The 16,584-nt window shown below is 74.4% G+C and carries 10 protein-coding genes and 1 tRNA gene; 7 read left to right on the forward strand and 4 right to left on the reverse strand.

The genetic code is table 11. The features are described 5' to 3' along the window. Positions 1–31 precede the first annotated feature (31 nt). A complete protein-coding gene (locus tag AC067U_RS16025) occupies positions 32–1,726 on the reverse strand; it encodes an enoyl-CoA hydratase-related protein (protein ID WP_478830289.1) in 1,695 nt (564 codons plus the stop codon). Positions 1,727–2,226: 500 nt separating this feature from the next. Here AC067U_RS16025 and AC067U_RS16030 point away from each other — a divergent pair, with 500 nt between their 5' ends. From AC067U_RS16030 to AC067U_RS16040, 3 genes are all read left to right on the forward strand, one after another. After that, entirely contained in the window at positions 2,227–2,595 is a 369-nt protein-coding gene (locus tag AC067U_RS16030) for a hypothetical protein (RefSeq protein ID WP_478830290.1), read from the forward strand. A 125-nt stretch (positions 2,596–2,720) separates the two neighbouring features. Further along, a tRNA-Gly gene (locus tag AC067U_RS16035) sits at positions 2,721–2,794 on the forward strand. Positions 2,795–2,797: 3 nt separating this feature from the next. Continuing rightward, positions 2,798–5,281, forward strand: a complete 2,484-nt coding sequence (locus tag AC067U_RS16040) for a hypothetical protein (RefSeq protein ID WP_478830291.1) — start codon at positions 2,798–2,800, stop codon at positions 5,279–5,281. A 453-nt stretch (positions 5,282–5,734) separates the two neighbouring features. Here the strand turns inward: AC067U_RS16040 and AC067U_RS16045 are convergent, their stop codons facing one another. Next, positions 5,735–6,301: a TetR family transcriptional regulator gene (locus AC067U_RS16045; RefSeq protein WP_478830292.1), complete on the reverse strand. Its 567-nt coding sequence runs from the start codon at positions 6,299–6,301 to the stop codon at positions 5,735–5,737. Positions 6,302–6,485: 184 nt separating this feature from the next. On the opposite strand from AC067U_RS16045, the gene AC067U_RS16050 reads away from it, so the two are divergent. Next, on the forward strand, positions 6,486–7,472 hold the full coding sequence (locus tag AC067U_RS16050; protein ID WP_478830293.1) for an aldo/keto reductase: 987 nt from the start codon (positions 6,486–6,488) through the stop codon (positions 7,470–7,472). Between the two features lie 38 nt (positions 7,473–7,510). Here the strand turns inward: AC067U_RS16050 and AC067U_RS16055 are convergent, their stop codons facing one another. After that, the gene (locus AC067U_RS16055; protein ID WP_478830294.1) at positions 7,511–8,641 is read right to left on the reverse strand and encodes a PI-PLC domain-containing protein; all 1,131 of its coding nucleotides are present in this window, start codon (positions 8,639–8,641) and stop codon (positions 7,511–7,513) included. Positions 8,642–8,832: 191 nt separating this feature from the next. Here AC067U_RS16055 and AC067U_RS16060 point away from each other — a divergent pair, with 191 nt between their 5' ends. Both AC067U_RS16060 and AC067U_RS16065 read left to right on the forward strand, forming a co-directional pair. Next, positions 8,833–12,936 carry a Pls/PosA family non-ribosomal peptide synthetase gene (locus tag AC067U_RS16060; protein ID WP_478830295.1) on the forward strand — a complete coding sequence of 1,368 codons (4,104 nt, stop codon included), beginning with the start codon at positions 8,833–8,835 and terminating at the stop codon, positions 12,934–12,936. A 58-nt stretch (positions 12,937–12,994) separates the two neighbouring features. Beyond that, positions 12,995–14,332, forward strand: a complete 1,338-nt coding sequence (locus AC067U_RS16065; RefSeq protein WP_478830296.1) for a M1 family metallopeptidase — start codon at positions 12,995–12,997, stop codon at positions 14,330–14,332. 27 nt (positions 14,333–14,359) lie between these two features. Here the strand turns inward: AC067U_RS16065 and AC067U_RS16070 are convergent, their stop codons facing one another. Then, on the reverse strand, positions 14,360–15,115 hold the full coding sequence (locus AC067U_RS16070) for a GntR family transcriptional regulator (RefSeq protein WP_478830297.1): 756 nt from the start codon (positions 15,113–15,115) through the stop codon (positions 14,360–14,362). A 241-nt stretch (positions 15,116–15,356) separates the two neighbouring features. Between AC067U_RS16070 and AC067U_RS16075 the strand changes: the two genes are divergently transcribed. Next, the gene (locus tag AC067U_RS16075; RefSeq protein ID WP_478830600.1) at positions 15,357–16,514 is read left to right on the forward strand and encodes an ABC transporter substrate-binding protein; all 1,158 of its coding nucleotides are present in this window, start codon (positions 15,357–15,359) and stop codon (positions 16,512–16,514) included. Positions 16,515–16,584 lie beyond the last annotated feature (70 nt).

The following is a 16,584-nucleotide window of genomic DNA, read 5'->3' on the forward strand; positions in this document are numbered from 1 at the left end:
TTGCTAGCAGGGGGTAGGGGTTCGTGCGCGGTCATGTACGGCCGGACCGGTGACCACGCACCGTGAGGTGCGGCGGGGCGCCGGTGAGGGGCTCCTTGCGGACGAAGGCCCGGCGCAGGGCGTGGAAGGGCGCGCCGGGGTCGTCGAACACGGCCCGCATCCGGGCGAGCTCGGCTTCCCGGTACGAGGCGAGCGGCCGCTCCGCCTCCTCGCGCTCGCGCCGCTCCTTCTTGGCGGCGATCCGGACGTGGACCCGGGGCAGCGCGGCCAGCCGGACGGCCAGCCGGGCCGTCTCCCCGGCGAACGCCTCCGGAGAGCAGGCGATCGTACGGTCGGCCAGACCGGCGCGGACCGCCGCGGCCGCGCCCATCGGCAGCGCGTCGCCCATCAGCCGTTCGGCCGCCGCCGCGCCGGCCCGGCGCGGCAGGGTGTACGTCCAGTACTCCGAGCCGTACAGGCCCATCAGCCGGTAGTGGGGGTTGAGGACCGTGCCGGCCCGGCACCAGACCTCGTCGGCGGCCAGTGCCAGCATCGCGCCGCCGGCCGCCGCGTTGCCGCCGAGGGCGGCGACGACCAGCCGGTCGGTGGTCGTCAGCACCGCCTCCACCAGGTCGTCCATCGCGTTGATGTTGGCCCAGGACTCGGCCGCCGGATCCGCGGCGGCCTCGATGACGCCGAGGTGGATGCCGTTGGAGAAGAAGTCGCGGCCGCCGCCGAGGACCAGTACGTCCGTGGGGCGGGCGCAGGCGGTCCGGTAGGCGTCCAGCAGCCGCCGGCAGCGGTCGGTGCTCATGGCGCCGCCGGGGAAGGAGAAGCTCAGGAAGCCGACCGCGCCCTCCTCGTGGTAGCCGATGTCCGACCAGGTGCGGTGCCCCACGGGTCCGGGCGGGGCCGGCACCTCGGGCAGGTCCGGCAGCCGGTCGCCGAGGGCCACGGTGGCCGGCAGCTTGACCGGGGCCGGTCCGCCGGCGGTGCGGCGGGCCCGCAGCTCCGGGATCCAGACGGCGCCGTCGACGGTGGCCCGGCAGACCGCGCCGGCCCGGGTGGCGAGCAGGGCACCGGGGGCGCCGCGCAGCCGGTCCTCCGGGTGGCCGCCGTGCAGGAACCACTCGGCGCCCAGCAGTTCGTCCCGTACGCCGGGCTGGGAGTCGGCGGCCCGCAGCCGGGCCAGCACCCGGGCGGTGGAGTCCCGCGCCCAGTCGATGCGGCGGTCCGCCTGCCGCACCGGCGGGCGGGCCGTCCCCGACGCCTGGGGGAGCGGCGCGTACGTCCCGGACGCGAAACGCTCCACGGCCAGCAGGACGGCCTCCAGGGCGGCGTCGGCGACCTCGCCCCGGTACAGCGCGCTCTTGCCGACCGGAGGCACCTCGCACGCCACGGTCGCCCACACGTCGCCCGCGTCCATCTCGGCGTTGGCCTGGAGCACGGTGACCCCCCAGCGGGCGGCACCCTCGTGCAGGGCGTGGTCCAGGGAGGACGGGCCCCGGTCGCCGGGCGGACCCGGGTGCACGATCAGGCAGGTCCGCCGCGACCAGACCTCTTCGGGCAGCGCGGTGCGCAGCATCGGCGCCACGACCAGGTCCGGGTCGTGCCGGTCGACGGCCGCCGCGAGGGACACCCCGGGCACGGCGAGCTCCACGGCCACCTGGTGGCCGTGGTCGCGGAGCTCGGTGTGGACGCGCTGGGTCAGGCTGTTGAAGGCACTGGCGACGAGCAGGATGCGCACGTGGTCTCCGGCGGTCGGGGTCGGTGGCCGGTGGAGCTCGGCCGGTGCTGCGGGGCGGGTCCGGCGGCGCCGGCGGGCGGAACGCGGCAGCCGCGCCCCACCCCGTGACCCGTGCATGACCGGCCGCCAGCGATGATCCGGGACGAGGTCCCGCCCGGCGGCGGCGCCGGGCAGCCGGGTCACTCGAAAGCGGTCCCGGCCAGGGCCGGTCGGCGGGCGCGCCCGACAGCTCGGCGCCGGGGGCGCGCCGGCTTCGGCGGCAGGCCTCGGGTGGCGTGCGCCTGCCCAGGAGAGGACGGTGGGTTACACGTGCTGATTGCCCGTTCCGTGGCTCTGGTCGGTACTGGCTGCTGCATTGCGGGGCCCTCGCCGCACTGCGCCTACAAGGGCCGGGCCAGTGGGTTACACGTGCAGAATCCGCGAACCTCACGCCGCTCACGGTCACCACCGGGCCCCTGCGTGGCAGGTGTGCCGGGTACCAGAGCGGGCAGGCGCCCGGCATGGCCTTCCAGCACCCCGCGAAACGGCGTGACGCCGGCCGGGGCGGCCGGTTCGAGCGGCTCGCCGAACTGGCCTCCAACTTCACCAGCTCCGCCCTGTTCTCCTGCTTCTGCGTCGCCCTGGTCGCCACCTTCGTGGCCGTGCACCTCGCCGGACTGCCCATCGAGTGGCAGCACCTCATCGGCGACGCGATGGGTGCGGTCTCGCTGCTCCTGCTGGCCCTGCTGAAGAACTCCGAACGCCGCGCCGAACACGCGATCCAGCGCAAGCTCGACGCGATCGCCACGGCACTGCTGGAGGAGGAACACCGGCCGGGCCGGGCGCGGAAGGGCCTGGAGGAGGCCATCGGCATGGACGAGGAGGTGTGAGGGAGCGCCAGGGCGCCGGGGGGGGCGGGAGCGGGCGCCGCGGAGGTGACGGGGGCCGCGCGGCCTGTGCCCCGCAATTCGATTGCCGCGCCTGGGGGATCGTCCCTAGGGTCGTCTCCATCGAACGGCGTGTAGCTCAGTCAGTCAGAGCACCGGGCTTCCGACCCGGGGGGCGCAGGGGCGGATCCTGCCACGCCGGCTTATGAACGAGAACGCTGACCAGCAGCATCCGACGACCCCCGGCCGTCCCGCCGGCTCGCCCACGACCGCGGCGACCGGCCTCGCCACCGCCTCGCCGGCCTACGCCGCGGGCCAGTTGGCACGTGCACTGCGCACCTCCGTGACGCACGCCGACCCGGCCGCCCGCGACCGCGCCGTCGGCCGGATGCAGAAGTGGCGTGCGGTGCTCGCGGGCATGGCGGACGGAAGCCTCACCATCGGTTCGCGCACCCCGGTCGCCGGACTGCCCGCCTGGGTCACCCCCGAGGTCGTCCGCGGCGGATTCGCCACCGGAACGCCCGCCGCGGCCGGGCCCCTCGCCCCGTACGAGGCGGATGCCGCCCGCCGGGCCGGCGTACCCGCCGACCGTGCGGCGCTCTTCGCGCACGCGCTGACCGAGCAGGGCCTCGCGGACCTGTGGCAGCTGCTGGACACCGGCCGTTACGAGGTGTCCCTGCCCGAGGAGGCGGCCCTGCTGACCGTCGCCTGGCTGGTCCGGGCCGACGACTTCGACACCGCCGCGGCCCTCGTGACGGAGCTTCAGCCCTTCGCCGACCGGCTGCGCTTCCTGCCCCGCCCGGCCGGACGGCCCGCCCCCGACGCGAGCGCGGTACACCGGCGGAGCGTCGGCGAGGTCTCGGACGCGCTGCGCGCCCGGGGGCCCAAGGCCGCGATCGAGACGCAGCGGGAAGCCCTGGGCGTCTGGCGGCCGTTCGACGACGAGCTCCTGGGCTACTGGCTGCGGTACGGCGAGCCGACCGCTCAGGGTGAGGCAGAAGCGGCAGGTCAGACCGGCGCACGTCCAGCCGGCGTACGTCCTGCCGACACACGACCTGCAGGTGGCCGTGCGGCCGGCCGGGGCCCGTCCGTCCCGCGCGTGCCCGGCGCCCGTCACAGCGACGAGGCACGCGGGCGGGCCGCCGCCCTGCTGGAGCACTACCGCGCCCTGGCCGCCGCCCACACGCGGTGCCGTAAGCACCGTGACCCGAAGTCCAACACCGGCATCATGCTGCGGGCCCTGGAGGAGGCCGCCGTCGGCCGCCCGCTCGCGCCCCGGCTCGCCGGACTGCTGCGCCACGCGGTGACCTCGGCGGTCGCCAAGCGCGGCCTGCCCGGTTCGGAGCGCCACTCCGGGCTGCGCGCCGTGCAGGCCCGCCAGGCGGCCCTGCCGGCCCACCACGAGATCGCAGCCGCCGTGGCGGACCGGCTCGCACCGCTGGACCAGCGGGCCGGCACGCCCGACGTGGACGGGCCGCTCGCCCCGGTCACCGAGGCGGAGGCCGCCGGGACGGGGCTGCCCGTCGGCACCGTCGTCCCGCCGCGCCTGCGGCAGGTGGTCCGCACCGCGCTCAGCGCACCGCCGGAGGAGCTCGTCGCGCGCGGCCTGGTCCCGTCCGCGGAGGTGCTGGCCGAGCTCGTCCCCCAGCTCGTGGCCAACGCCACGGCCCAGCGGTACGCGGACCCCGCCCTGCGCACCCTGGCGGCGGCCACCTACCGGGCGTTTCGGAACCGGCGTTCGCTGCTGCTGCTCAACCTGGCCCACCAGGTCCGGGTGGACGAGCTGCCGTGGGTCCGCGCCGTCGCCGGCCACGGCAGCGACGCGGACACGGAGGCTCGGGCACGGGCGGCGGCCGAGGCCGCGCTGCGCCGGCTCGGCGATCTGGCCGTCGGCGCGTTCCCGGGGACGCTGCTGCCGAACCCGCTGGTGCGCGAGATGTCCCACCTGGCCCGCCGGGCCGACCTTTCCGCGCCGTTCACCGAGGAGCTCGCGGCCGACATCTTCATGGGGACCTTCAGCCCGAAGTTCCTGACCGCCGCGCGCACCGCCGCCGACCTCCTGGAGGGCAGCCTCTACGCCCGGTACTACGGCATCGACTGCGCGGCGGTACGGAGCATGGCGGTGCTCCACGCCGCCGAAGGCCTCGGCCGGAAGGGTGCGGCCCGGACCGCCCCCGCGTTCGACCGGCTGTGCGGGGAGCGGGCCGGGACGGACGGGGCCCGCTCCTGGTCGCCGGCCGGCAACGGCACGGTCATCGAGCAGGCGCAGATCCTCACCACCCACAACCTGGCCGTCCTGGTGCGACACGCCGGCATCGCCCCCGAGGCGGGCTGGGAGGCCCTGGCCGAGGAGAGCTTCACGGCGGTGTGCCGGCTCGTGGCCCGCGTCCACGGCCACCCGCGCCCGCTCGGCACCATCAAGGACGCGGCGTACGCGTGGCGGCAGATGCTGTTCTTCCTGTCGCTGTGCCCGCCCGGCCGGCAGGCGGCGCTCGTCCAGCGGATGGCGGCGGAAGCCGCCGCGCAGCCGTGGCACACGGCCGCCCGCCTGGCCCCGGCGGTCGCCGGACTGCGCCTGGTCGCGGCCGGCGGCACCTTCGAGGCCGACGGCACCGCACTGGGCGGCCTGGCCCGCCGCTTCCAGGGCTGGACCACGACGGGCCACTGGATGCGTTCGGCCGACCGCTGAAGGGTCGGCCGTGCCGGCCCCAGCGGCGCCGTCGAGGTCCCTGAAGGGGGCTTCGCGCCGATGGGCCGGCCGAACTGCGGCCACCCGATGCGGGCAGGCCGTGAGGCGGCTGATGCGGAGGCTTCCCGCCCTTCGGTTCGGAAGTTACACGTGCAGATCCGAGCGTGACGGCCGTCCGGCTCGCTCGGCCGCGCACTGCGAACGTCCGTACCGGATCCGCCGGTCTGCGCCGCTGGGTGGGTTACACGTGCCGGGTCGTGGTGCCGAGGTGAAGGCGGGGCTCGCCGGCTTCCGGCAGAGCACATCTCCGTCGCCCGGATGCCATCGGTCGGCATGAGAGCCTCACACGGCTGCCCGGCCCCGACCTGTGGTGGTGGCGACACCCCCGCATCCTCACCGGGGACCTGGGGCGTTCGCTTGGTCCGGCGGGCGCCGTCGGCGGCACGCGCCGAGTTACCGGGCGGTCTGCCGCGGCTCGGTAACTCGTGTAACTGCATCGATCACCGCGGCCCGGTGCGCACCGCGCCGCTCCTCGCTCCAGTCGGATCCGGTGGCGGTGGTGAACCAGGCCTGGGCCAGCGCGAGCACCAGCGTCAGTACGTCGCCGGGGGCGTGGGCGGCGTCCACCCGGCCGTTCTCCTGCTCCGCGGCCAGCGCGGCGGTCTTGCGGACGTAGGCGGCGGCCTCCGGCTCCGTGGCCCCGGGCCGCTCCAGCCGCTTCCAGGTGACCAGCCGCATCAGCCGGGGGTCGGCGGTGAGGTGGTCGAAGATCGCCCCGGCGTAGCGCGGCAGGTCCTCGGCGTCGAAGGGGATCGACTCCGCGCCCGCGTCCAGCGCCTGCTGGATCACCTGGTCGAAGAGCTGCTCTTTGTTGCCGTAGTAGACGTAGATCATCCGCTTGTTCGCCCCGGCCGCCTCGGCGATCCGGTCGACCCGGGCTCCCGCGATGCCGTACTCGGCGAACTCGGCGAACGCCGCCTCGAGGATGCGCGCCTTGGTTGCCTGGGAGTCACGTGCCATGGGGCTCAGGCTAGCAAGTAACCAACCAGTTATTGACAAGCTCGACGCCCCTCACCATGATGGAACTAACCAGTTGGTTACTCATCGGGCCGCCGCCGGCGACCCGCTCGAAATCCGCCACGCCGATCCACCATGGACGTGGGCACGGACGTGGACGTGGACGTGGACTACGGAAGGAACCGTCATGGAACTGCGCGCACTGGGAAGCCAAGGCCTTCAGGTGGGAGCCCAGGGCCTCGGCTGCATGGGGATGTCCGCCTTCTACGGGGCCACCGACGAGGCCGAGTCGATCGCCACCATCCACCGGGCCCTGGAGCTCGGCGTCACCATGCTCGACACCGCCGAAGGCTACGGCCCCTTCCGCAACGAGCAGCTGATCGCCAAGGCGCTCGGCGGCCGGCCCCGCGAGCAGGTGGTGATCGCGACCAAGACCGGCATCGAGATCGACGACGACGGTAACCGCGTCGGCTTCAACGGCAGCCCCGAGTACATCCGGCGCGCGGCCGAGCGCTCGCTGCGCCATCTGGGCACCGACCACATCGATCTCTACTACATGCACCGCATCGACCCCGGCGTGCCCGTCGAGGAGAGCATCGGCGGCATGGCCGAGCTGGTGGCCGAGGGCAAGGTCCGCTACCTGGGCGTCAGCGAGGCCGCGGCGGCCACCATCCGCCGGGCGCACGCCGTCCACCCCCTCACCGCGGTGCAGACCGAGTACTCCCTCTTCGAGCGGGGCCTGGAGGCCAACGGGGTCCGGGACACCCTGGACGAGCTCGGCATCGGCCTCGTGGCCTACTCCCCGCTCGGCCGCGGCTTCCTCTCCGGCGCCGTCAAGAGCCCCGACGACTTCGCCGAGGACGACTTCCGCCGTACCGACCCCCGTTTCCAGGGCGAGAACTTCGCCGCGAACCTGGCCGTGGTCGGCGAGGTGCGCCGGCTGGCCGAGGAGAAGCGGGTCACCCCCTCCCAGCTCGCCCTGGCCTGGGTCCTGCGTCAGGGCGCGATCGCGATCCCGGGCACCAAGCGCCGCACGTACCTGGAGGAGAACGTGGCCGCGACGGAGGTGACCATCACGGCCGAGGACATCGCCGCGATCGAGGCGGTGGCCCCGCGCGGCGTCGTGGCGGGGGACCGGTACGCCCCCGAGCTCATGGGCTGGCTCGACGGCTGATCCCGGCCCTCCCGGCGGTCCCGCCCCTGGCCGGGTGCTCAGGGGCCCGCGTTGAGCTCCGCGACGATGGAGGCGGGGGAGTGCCCGCCGTTGTCCGACAGGCGGTGGAAGTCCACCGATACGTAGTTCGGGGTGCGGCCGCCGGACGCGGCGCGGCACTGGCCGGCGATGCGGTCGCGCAGCTTGCCGCCGTTGTCCAGGGCCGCCGTGAGAACGGTGGGCACGTTGCGGTGGTGGCTCATCGTGAACAGCCGCCGGAATCCGGGCTCCTGTCGGTCCAGCGGGATGCCCGGCCAGCGGCTGACGCAGGAGACGTCGTTGCCGAGGTCCCCCATGCTCCAGTAGTTGGCCACCGTCCAGGACTTGTCGTCCATGACGCCCAGGTGCTCGCGGTCGGACCGGTCCGAGAAGATCAGCAGGCGCTTGTTCGCGGTCACCAGGTCGGCCACCCTCGGCCAGCCGTGCTCCCGTACGCCCCACTGGTCGGGGCGGAAGAGGAGGTCGTTCAGGCCCCTGACCCTGGCCAGGGAGTTCCCCAGCTGACCGGCGCTGACGTAGTCCTCCAGGAAGACGGTCACCACCTCCTGCGGGTGGGCGGCGAGGAAGTCCACCACCGTCTGCATCGTGCCGTGGAAGGACTGCCGGGGCAGGGCGTACGTGGCGCCGGCGAAGGTCTTGCAGTCGCCGTGGCACAGGTACACGTCGCTGGGGTAGCAGTCGCTGCCGAAGCTGATGACGCACAGCCAGGTGCTGCGTTCGTACCAGTGCGTGTCCAGGCTCAGACCGCGGACGCCGTTCTCCAGCTGGTTCCGGACGGACTCGGCCTGGTTGACCGAGGTCCAGCGGGAGTCCTCGTAGTTGGTGAAGGAGTTGTGGGTGGTCAGGAAGGCGGTCTCGTCGAGCCGGCGGTCGCCCCAGAGGGCCGCCGCGGCGGCGGCCGTCGGGCGGGTGACCGCGACCGGGGCGGTGGTCACGGCCGGGGCTCCCGGCGGGGAGGCGGCCGGGGCCGAGGCGGCCGCGGTCGCCGCCGTGCCGAGGAGGACCAGCAGGAGGAGGAAGACGAAGGAGCGGCGGCCTGCTCTTCGTGGGAGCGCGGGCCGGGCGGTCCGCGTGCGGCCGGGCGGCGGGGTGCGGTCCCGTCCAGGTAGCGGCATGTCCATGTCAGTCATGGCGGGGAGGGTAGCGCGCGGGCCCGGCCGGTTCCAGGGTGAGGGCCGACGCCCCCGGATACGCAGAAGACACCGATCGTCACGCCAGGTGCACTAAACTGACGGGCTGTTTGGCGCTTTAGCGGAACAACCCGGAAGAAACCGGGCCACCCCGACACCCGGACGGGTTCCGGAGCGAGACGTGAGGGCCGATGGCAGCCACACCCGAGCACGGTGAACTCACTCTGACCGACGACGGCACGACGCCCGGGAGACCCGGGCAGGAGGAGACCGGCAAGTCCGCCCGGTTCACCACCGGGCCCGCAGCCCCGCCGCGCACCCTCGTCGACGTCTTCGACGCCACCGTACGGGCGCACCCCGAGGAGCCCGCCCTGGACGACGGCACCGCGCGGCTGACCTACCGGGCGCTGGCCGCCGAGGTCGAGCGGCGGCGGCGCGCCCTGGTGGCGGCCGGCATCGGCCTCGGCGACCGGGTGGGCGTCCGCGTGCCGTCCGGCACCAACGAGCTGTACGCCGCCGTCCTCGCGGTGCTCGCCGCCGGTGCCGCCTACGTACCGGTGGACGCCGAGGACCCCGACGAGCGCGCCGAACTGGTCTTCGCCGAGGCCGGGGTACGGGCCGTTCTGGGCGCCGGAGCGCGCATCGACCTCACGGGCGGTACCGCCGACACAGCAGGCACAGCAGGCACAGCAGGCGCGGCAGGCACAGCAGGCACAGCAGGCGCGGCAGGCACAGCAGGCACAGCAGGCGCGGCAGGCACAGCGGGCGCGGCAGGCGCGACCGGCGCGGCCGAAGCCGCGGCCCGGACCGACGCAGCCGCCGCGGCGGCCCGGACCGGCCCGGCGTCGCGCCGGCCCGGCCCGGAGCACGACGCCTGGATCATCTTCACCTCGGGATCCACCGGCAAACCCAAGGGCGTCGCCGTCAGCCACCGCAGCGCCGCCGCCTTCGTGGACGCCGAGGCCGCGCTGTTCCTTGCCGAGGAGCCCCTCGGACCCGGTGACCGGGTCATGGCCGGGCTGTCCGTCGCCTTCGACGCGTCCTGCGAGGAGATGTGGCTGGCCTGGCGCCACGGCGCCTGCCTGGTGCCCGTGCCCCGCTCGCGGGTGCGCAGCGGCGCCGACCTCGGCCCCTGGCTGGTGGAGCAGGAAATCACCGTGGTCTCCACCGTGCCGACCCTGGCCGCCCTCTGGGAGCCCGAGGCACTGAACGAGGTCCGGCTGCTGATCTTCGGGGGCGAGGCCTGCCCGCCCGAGCTGGGCCGGCGCCTGGTCACCGAGGGCCGCGAGGTCTGGAACACGTACGGCCCCACGGAGGCCACCGTCGTCGCCTGCGCCTCGCTGCTGACCGGGGAGGAACCCATCCGGATCGGCCTCCCGCTGGACGGCTGGGAACTGGCCGTGGTCGACGGGGCCGGCGAACCCGTTCCCATGGGCGGCAGCGGCGAGCTCGTCATCGGCGGCGTGGGCCTGGCCCGCTACCTCGACCAGGTGAAGGACGCCGAGAAGTACGCCCCGCTGGAGGCCCTCGGCTGGCCCCGCGCCTACCGAAGCGGCGACCTCGTCCGGGCCGAACCGGAAGGCCTGGTCTTCCTCGGCCGAGGCGACGAGCAGGTCAAACTCGGCGGCCGCCGGATCGAACTCGGCGAGGTGGACGCCGCCCTGCAGGCCCTGCCCGGAGTCTCCGCCGCTGCCGCCGCCGTACGCACCACGGGCGGCGGCACCCAGCTGCTCGTCGGCTACCTCGTCACCCAGCCGGGCTGGGACCGCGCGGCGGCCGTGGACCGGCTCCGGGCCGCACTGCCCGCGGCCCTCGTACCGCTGCTCGCACCGGTCGACGAGCTGCCGACCCGCACCTCCGGCAAGGTGGACCGGGACGCGCTGCCCTGGCCCCTGCCCGGAGCGGACCCCGCCGACGGCCCCGCCACACAGCTCCACGGCACCGAGGCCTGGCTCGCCGAACAGTGGCACGCGATCCTCGGCGTGTCCGTCACCGGACCCGACGCCGACTTCTTCGCGATCGGCGGCAGCAGCCTCGCGGCGGCCCGCCTCACCACCCGGCTCCGCACCCGCTTCCCGGCCGCCGCCGTCCTCGACCTGTACCAGCAGCCCACCCTGCGCAAGCTGGCCCGGCGCCTGGAGAAGGCCGCGCAGGAGGACACCGCGGCCCGGACGATCACCCCCGTGCCGCTCCGCACCCAGGTGGCACAGTGCCTCCTGATGCTGCCGCTGGCCACCCTGGTCGGTCTCCGCTGGACCGTGGCGGTGCTGGCCCTGGGCAACGTACTGCACCGCCACGGGGCCTACCCGTGGGCGCCGACCGCCTCGTGGTGGCTGGTCGCCGCCGGTGCCGCCGTGTTCTTCACCCCGCCCGGCCGGCTGGCGCTCGCGGCCGGCGGCGCACGCCTGTTGCTGCGCGGGGTGACGGCCGGACACCACCCGAGGGGCGGCAGCGTGCACCTCCGGCTGTGGACGGCCGAACGCCTCGCCGAATGCGCCGGCGCGCCCTCGCTCACCGGCTCCTGGCTGGAGCGCTACGCCCGCGCCCTCGGCGCCAAGGTCGGCCCCGAGGTGGACCTGCACTCCATGCCCCCGGTCACCGGCATGCTCAAGCTCGGCCGCGGCTGCGCCGTGGAGCCCGAGGTCGACCTCTGCGGGCACTGGCTGGACGGGGACCGCCTCGTCATCGGCCCGGTCAAGGTCGGCGCGGGTGCGGTGGTCGGGACCCGCAGCGTGCTGTTCCCCGGCGCGCGCGTCGGCAAGCGGGCCGAGGTGGCCCCCGGCTCCTCGGTGACCGGACAGATCCCGACCGGCCAGCGCTGGGCCGGGGCGCCCGCGGTCAAACTCGGCCGGGCCAAACACAACTGGCCCAGGGAACGCCCGCCCCGCTCGCTCCACTGGCGCGCCATGTACGGGGCGACCGGTTTCTGCTTCGTGGCCCTGCCGGTGTGCGCGGGCGTCCCCGCGCTGCTGGTGGCGGCCCCCTTCGTGCCCGCCGGCGCCGGTCCCGGCCGGGCCCTGGCCGGAGCCCTGCTCGCCGTCGTACCCGCTGCCCTCGCCTTCGGTCTCGCCTACGCCCTGCTGCTGTTGGGTGCGGTCCGGGCGCTCAGCATTGGGCTGCGCACCGGCAGCCACCCGACGCACAGCAGGGTCGCCTGGCAGGCGTGGACGGTCACCCAGCTGATGGACCTGTCCCGGCAGACGCTCTTCCCGCTGTACGCCGGCCTGATCACCCCGGTGTGGCTGCGGCTGCTGGGCATGCGGATCGGCCGGGGCGCGGAGGTGTCCACGGTGCTGGCGCTGCCGAGCCTCACCACCGTCGGAGACGGCGCCTTCCTCGCGGACGACACCCTGGCCGCGCCCTGCGAACTGGGCGGTGGCTGGGTGCGGATCGGGACCTCGGAGATCGGCCGCCGGGCCTTCCTCGGCAATTCCGGGATGACCGCACCGGGCCGCACCGTCCCCGACGGCGGGCTGGTCGGGGTGCTGTCCGCCACGCCGAAGAAGGCCAAGAAGGGCAGCTCCTACCTGGGTCTGCCGCCGGTCCGGCTGCCCCGCCCGGCCGCGGACACCGACCCGCTGCGGACCTACGACCCGCCCGCCCGGCTGCTGTGGGCGCGCGGCGCGGTGGAGCTGTGCCGGCTCCTCCCGGTGTTCTGTTCGGCGGCGCTGGCCGTTCTCGCCGTGGCGGCGCTCGCCGCGCTGCTCGCCGTGGCGGGCGGCCCGGGCGGCCCGGGCGGATGGCTCGCGGCGGCGCTCTCGGGCCTGGTCCTCCTCGCCGCGGGCACCGCCGCGTGCGCGGTCGCGGTGGCGGCGAAGTGGCTGCTGGTGGGCCGGCACCGGGCCGGGCAGCACCCGCTGTGGAGCGGCTTCGTGTGGCGCAACGAGCTGGCCGACACCTTCGTCGAGGTGCTGGCCGTGCCCTGGCTGGCCGGATCCCTGTCCGGTACGCCGCTGCTGGTGCTGTGGCTGCGCGCGCTGGGGGCCCGGATCGGCCGGGGCGTGTGGTGCGAGAGTTACTGGCTGCCCGAGACGGACCTGGTCGTCCTGGGTGACGCCGTCAGCGTGAACCGCGGCTGTGTGCTGCAGACACACCTCTTCCACGACCGGATCCTGCAGACGGATACTGTGGTCCTCCAGGAGGGCGCCACCCTCGGCCCGGGCGGGATCGTCCTGCCCGGGAGCACGGTGGGGGCCCGCAGCACACTGGGCCCCGCCTCCCTCGTGATGGCCGGCGAATCCGTCCCCGAGGACTCCCGCTGGCTGGGCAATCCGATCGAGGCGTGGCGGTCGTGACCGGTCGGCCCCCAGCACGAGGCCGCCCACGAGCACAGGGCAGGGAGCGGAAGCGGCAGTGAGCGGCCAGCAGACAGCGGGGTCCGACCCGTACTTCCCGGCCAACGGCGACGCCCGGTACCGCGTGCACCGGTACGAACTCGCCCTGGACTACCGGCCGGGCCCCAACCGGCTGGCCGGCACGGCCCGGCTCAGCGCGATCGCCGGGCGGTCGCCCCTCACCGAGTTCCACCTCAACCTGGCCGATTTCCGGATCGGGCGGGTGGCGGTGGACGGACGGGCCCCGCAGTACACCCACCGGGGCGGCAGGCTCCGGATCCGGCCGGCCAAGCCGCTGCCGGCCGGCGCCGCCTTCACCGTGGAGGTGCACTGGTCGGGCAACCCGAAGCCGGTCCGCAGCCCCTGGGGCGGTATCGGCTGGGAGGAGCTGGCCGACGGCGCGCTGGTGGCCAGCCAGCCGGTCGGCGCCCCGTCCTGGTACCCGTGCAACGACCGGCCCGCCGACAAGGCCGCGTACCAGATCTCGGTCAACACGCCGTCCGCCTACACGGTCGTGGCCGGCGGGCGGCTGCTCACCCGGACCGCCAGGGCCAGCACGACCACCTGGGTGTACGAGCAGCCCGCGCCGACCTCCAGCTACCTGGTCGGCCTGGCGGTGGGCACGTACCAGATGGTGCTGCTGGGCGACCCCGGGCTCGGCGGCGTCCCGCAGACCGCCCACGTGCCGCCGCACCTGCTGCCGCGCTTCTCCCGGGACTTCGCGCGCCAGCCCGTCATGATGCGGGTCTTCGAGGAGCTGTTCGGCCCGTACCCGTTCGGCGAGTACGCGGTGGTGATCGTCGACGAGGAACTGGACGTGCCGGTGGAGGCCCAGGGGCTCGCCCTGTTCGGCACCAACCACGTGGACGGTGCCCGCGGTTCGGAGCGCCTCATCGCCCACGAACTGGCCCACCAGTGGTTCGGGAACAGCGTCACCATCGCCGACTGGCGGCACATCTGGCTGAACGAGGGATTCGCGAAGTACGCCGAATGGCTCTGGTCGGAGCACTCCGGCGGCCGGCCCGCGCAGGAGCTGGCCGCGGTGGCCCACCGGCTGCTCGCCGCCAGGCCGCAGGACCTGCGGCTGGCCGATCCGGGCCGCAAGCTGATGTTCGACGACCGGCTGTACGAGCGCGGGGGCCTGGTCCTGCACGCGGTCCGCTGCGCCCTGGGAGACACCGCGTTCTTCGCCATGCTGCGGGCCTGGGCCGGGGCGAACCGCCACGGGGTGGTCACCACCGCCGCCTTCGCCGCCCATGTGGCGCAGTACGCGACCGAACCGGTGGACGGCCTGCTCCAGGCCTGGCTGTTCGAGCCGGGCCTGCCCGCGCTCCCGGGCCCGCCGGCCGCGGGGTGAGGCGCGGGACGGCGCGCGGGGCCGTGCTCAGTCCTCCGTGAGGGCCGGGCCGGTGCGGCGCGCCAGGGCGTTGTTGCCGATGGAGTTGTGCACGCTGAAGCTCACCGCGTCCGAGCGGTACCGGTCGTCGGACCATTCGACCGGGCGGCCCTCGCGGGTGGTGGTGATCCGGCGCACCCGCAGCAGCGGGCTGGTCCGGCGTACGTCCAGGAGTTCGGCGTCCTGGGCGCCGGCCGCGACCGCGTCGATCAGGTGCTCCCCGTAGGCGAACACCAGCCCCGTGTCGTCCAGCAGACGCTGCGTCACCGACGGGCAGTCCGGCTCGATGCGCTCGACGGCGGGTGCGATCCAGTCCGCGTACACGGTGCGTTCCAGCAGGACGGGTTCGCCGTCCAGGCCGCGGACCCGCAGGACGTGCAGCACGGGTGTGCCGGGCTTCACCTGGAGCCGCACCGCGTCGCGGTCGTCGGCGGGCCGGTACTCCGAGGACACCACCCGGCCGGTCGCGGTGCGGCCCATGGAGCCGGCCCACTGGGCGAAGCTGCGGAGTTCGGCGAAGCTCTGGCTGCGGCGGCTGGCCAGCACCACCCGGCGGGCGCCCTGCCGGGAGCCGATCAGGCCCTCGGTGGTGAGGGCGAGCACGGCCTGGCGGACGGTGCCCCGGGAGACGCCGAACCGGGCCGCCAGCTCCGTCTCGGCGGGCAGGAGCGCACCCACCGCGTACTCCTCGCGGTCGATCGCCCGGCGCAGTTCCTCGGCGATCTCTTCGTGCCGGGCCGTCATCGGTGTCAGTCCACCCTTCGTCGCCAACGCTGACTGTGCGCTATGCGGATGTCACATACAGCGTAAGCGGATATCCGGCGGAACCGGAACGTGGGGAGAGTGTCCAGGTCAACGGCCGAATATCGTCGCCTGCCGTTAACCGGAAGGTCATCGATGCCGGGCCTACTGGGGCCAACTTGTTCAGACAAGTTGCCATCCCCTCGATGCGCCCCCGCGCCGCCTCCCAGGAGAGACCGTGTCCCTGCCGAGACACCCGAGCAACACCGCCCTCGCCGGCTGCCTCGCCGTCGTCGCCGCCCTCACCCTCACCGCCTGCGGCGCCGCCCCCGAAAAGGCGTCGGCCAAGACCGCCACCGGCAAGGACGCGGCCACCGCGACCTCCGCCGCCGACTTCGGCGGCATGGACGCCCTCGTCGCGGCCGCCAAGAAGGAGGGCGTGCTGCACGCGATGGCCCTGCCCCGCGACTGGGCCAACTACGGAGCCCTCCTCGACGGCTTCACGCAGAAGTACGGCATCAAGGTCGAGGTGGAGAACCCCGACGGCAGCAGCCAGGACGAGATCAACGCCGTCACCAGCCGCAAGGGCCAGGACCGCGCCCCCGACGTCCTCGACCTCGGCACCTCCTTCGCCATCAGCGGCGCCCAGCAGGGACTCTTCGCCCCCTACAAGGTCGCCGCGTACGCCGACATCCCCGAGGGCCAGAAGGACGCCCAGGCCCGCTGGTACAACGACTACGGCGGCTACGTCTCCATCGGCTGCGACGCGGGGCGCGTCAAGAACTGCCCCACCACCTTCAAGGACCTCCTCAAGCCCGAGTACAAGGGCCAGGTGGCCCTGAACGGCAACCCGACCAAGTCCGGCTCCGCCTTCGGCGGCGTCTACGCGGCGGCGCTGGCCAACGGCGGCTCCCTCGACGACATCCAGCCGGGCATCGACTTCTTCGGACAGCTGAAGAAGAACGGCAACTTCACGCCGGTCGAGTCCACCCCGGCCACCGTCGAGAAGGGCGAGACGCCCATCAGCATCGACTGGGACTACCTCAACGCCGGCTACGCCGAGCAGTTCAAGGGCAAGGGCATCGACTGGAAGGTGTCCGTCCCCGAGGACGGCAAGTACGCCCAGTTCTACGCCCAGGCGATCAACAAGGACGCCCCGCACCCGGCCGCCGCCCGGCTGTGGCAGGAGTGGCTCTACAGCGCCGAGGGCCAGAACCTGTGGCTGAAGGGCTACGCCCGTCCGGTCCTCATGCCCGCCCTGGAGAAGGCGGGCACCCTCGACAAGGACGCCGCCGCCAAGCTCCCGGCGGTCTCCGGCACCCCGGCCTTCCCCACCGAGGCCCAGTCGACCAAGGCCAAGGGCGTCCTGGCCCAGGGCTGGGGCAAGGCCGTCTCCGGCTGACCCGCGTCCCCCTGCGCAGCGACACCCGCACCGACACCCGCACCTCCACACCCAGCCCACCGGCACTCCG

It is taken from the genome of Streptomyces sp. NPDC043853 (assembly GCF_056436025.1).

Excerpts from the sequence above, each read along its gene's own strand:
- AC067U_RS16055 (WP_478830294.1), bottom strand. The coding sequence starts at position 8,641 with ATGACTGACATGGACATGCCGCTACCTGGACGGGACCGCACCCCGCCG.
- AC067U_RS16045 (WP_478830292.1), bottom strand. The coding sequence starts at position 6,301 with ATGGCACGTGACTCCCAGGCAACCAAGGCGCGCATCCTCGAGGCGGCG.
- AC067U_RS16040 (WP_478830291.1), top strand. The coding sequence starts at position 2,798 with ATGAACGAGAACGCTGACCAGCAGCATCCGACGACCCCCGGCCGTCCC.
- AC067U_RS16060 (WP_478830295.1), top strand. The coding sequence starts at position 8,833 with ATGGCAGCCACACCCGAGCACGGTGAACTCACTCTGACCGACGACGGC.
- AC067U_RS16050 (WP_478830293.1), top strand. The coding sequence starts at position 6,486 with ATGGAACTGCGCGCACTGGGAAGCCAAGGCCTTCAGGTGGGAGCCCAG.
- AC067U_RS16030 (WP_478830290.1), top strand. The coding sequence starts at position 2,227 with ATGGCCTTCCAGCACCCCGCGAAACGGCGTGACGCCGGCCGGGGCGGC.
- AC067U_RS16070 (WP_478830297.1), bottom strand. The coding sequence starts at position 15,115 with ATGACGGCCCGGCACGAAGAGATCGCCGAGGAACTGCGCCGGGCGATC.